Below are 2,052 nucleotides of genomic sequence, written 5' to 3'. Positions count from 1 at the left end.
GCGGAAGCCGAGGAAGTTGAACCCGTCCGCGAGGTAGACGACCTGCGTCTTGGCCGGGGAGAGAGTCAAGCCCATCCCGGCCAGGACCTCGCTCATCTGTCCACGAAGAGCTTCGACGTGCTCGCGGGTGCCGTGGACCATGACGACGAAGTCGTCCGCGTAGCGGACCAGTCGCCAGGTTGGCAGGCCCCGCCGCCGTCGCCGTTCGCGGTCCTGCCGGGTCGCCATCGCGGTCGTCCAGTGTTCGGCGGCGAAGTCGTCGAGCACCGACAAGGCGATGTTGGCCAGCAGCGGTGAGAGGATCCCTCCTTGCGGTGTCCCGGAGGTGGTCTCGTTCCGTTCGCCGAGCTCGGTCATGATCCCGGCTTTCAGGAACGCTTTCACCAGCGTCAGCACGCGTTTGTCCTTCACCCGCGCTCGCACCCGGTCCATCAGGGCCGTGTGGTCGATGCGGTCGAAGCACGCCTCGATATCGGCGTCCAGCACCCAGCGGTATCCCTGGGAACCGAACAGGTGAATCTCGGCGATCGCGTCGTGCGCACGCCGGTTCGGCCGGAACCCGTAAGAGCACGGACGGAAGTCCGCCTCGAAAATGGGCTCCAGGACCAGCTTCAGCGCGGCCTGCACCACTCGGTCGGTGACCGTCGGGATCCCCAGCCGGCGAAGCTTCCCGCCGGTCTTGGGGATCATCCGTTCCCGCGTCGGCAGCGGCCCGAAGGTCCCCGCCTTCAACATGGCACGGATGTGGTTCAGGTGCGCTGTCACCCCGGACGTCTCGACGTCGGCGGCGCGAACGCCGTCCACGCCCGCTGTCCGGGCTCCGGTGTTGCCCGCGACCCGTTCGAAGGCCATCACCAAGGTGGCCGGGTCGCAGACGAAGTTGAACACATCATCGAACCGGAAGCCGTGATCGGCGACCGCCCAACGGTGCAGCTTGGTCTGCATCTTCCGTACCCGAGCCTCGGCGAGGAGCACCGACGGCCACGTGACCGGGACATCCACCCCGGTGTCTTCGGACATTGCAGTCCCTTCCCTTGCGATCTCGCTGCCGTCCTTCCCCATGTGCCGGGCTTTCCCCGGCTCGGAGTACTACGACGGCTCCGCCCCTTCCCGGCCTGATCGGCTGACGGTGCGCCCAGCCCATCCACCCACGCCGGCAGCCTGGATGGCGGGCAAGACCGGGAAGGTTCCCGTGTTCACTGATTGATCGATCGTCGAAGTAGGCACCCGGCTATACCCCCGCGGCATCTCCACGGCTACCCCGCAGCACTTCACCGTGGCCTCCCGGACCGTTTGGCATCCACAACCCGGAAGTTGCCCGCCGTGGAACATCAGCGGGCACGCACCGCAACCAGCCCTCATCCACCAGGTTCGAGCTGATGTCACCTTAGGAGGCTTCACACACCGGTTCCTCTCGTATACCTCTCCAACTCGCTCGCCGGACCCGCACCATCTGGCGGTACTGTCACGTCCCGGCTTTGTCAGGGCCGCTTGCCACCCTCCCCGGCACCTCCCGGATCAGGCTGCCCCCAGCTTCACCGCCCTGCTGCGACAGGACAGCGGCGAAGGTCTCTCACCCCCACTCGATCAATCAGCGCCTCACGGCGCACCTGCCAGAGGTGGAACCGGTCGGCGACCTGCACCGCCTCCGGCGCGGCGGTCCGGGCTGCCTCGGCGTAGGCGCTGGCCCGATCTCGGCAGATCACCACCGGTCCCGGGTGTTCTTGCAGCCAGACTGTCAGGGGTTCGGCATCCCGGCCGACCAAGACATCTACGACCCTGCGGTTCTCGCAGTCGATCAGCACGGTGCCGTAGTGGTGGCCACGCTTGATCGCGAAGTCATCGACTCCCAGCACGGCGATGTCACCGACGGGAGGATCAGGCAACGTACGAACCAGGCGAATGAGACGATCACGGCCGGTCGGCATGCCCAACGACGCGGCCAGCCGGGCACCTGCCCGCCCAGCGAGCGCGAGCCCGATCGCCGTCAGCACCCGCCGAAGCCCTTCGCTCACTCGTGACCAGCGCCGGGTCAGCCCGTCAACCTGCTCG

Annotated in this window: 2 protein-coding genes; both read right to left on the bottom strand. The window is 67.2% G+C overall.

What is annotated here, in order from left to right; all coding sequences use genetic code 11:
• A partial coding sequence (gene ltrA, locus AB0O15_RS47925; RefSeq protein ID WP_364334922.1) for a group II intron reverse transcriptase/maturase occupies positions 1-1,020 on the bottom strand: 1,020 nt, incomplete at its 3' end.
• Positions 1,021-1,535: 515 nt separating this feature from the next.
• Positions 1,536-2,052: transposase (locus AB0O15_RS47920; protein WP_364334919.1), on the bottom strand; the 517-nt coding region annotated here is incomplete at its 5' end.

The organism is Actinoplanes sp. NPDC089786 (assembly GCF_040684855.1).
Classification (GTDB): domain Bacteria; phylum Actinomycetota; class Actinomycetes; order Mycobacteriales; family Micromonosporaceae; genus Actinoplanes.
This window is presented reverse-complemented; position numbering and strand designations above follow the sequence as displayed.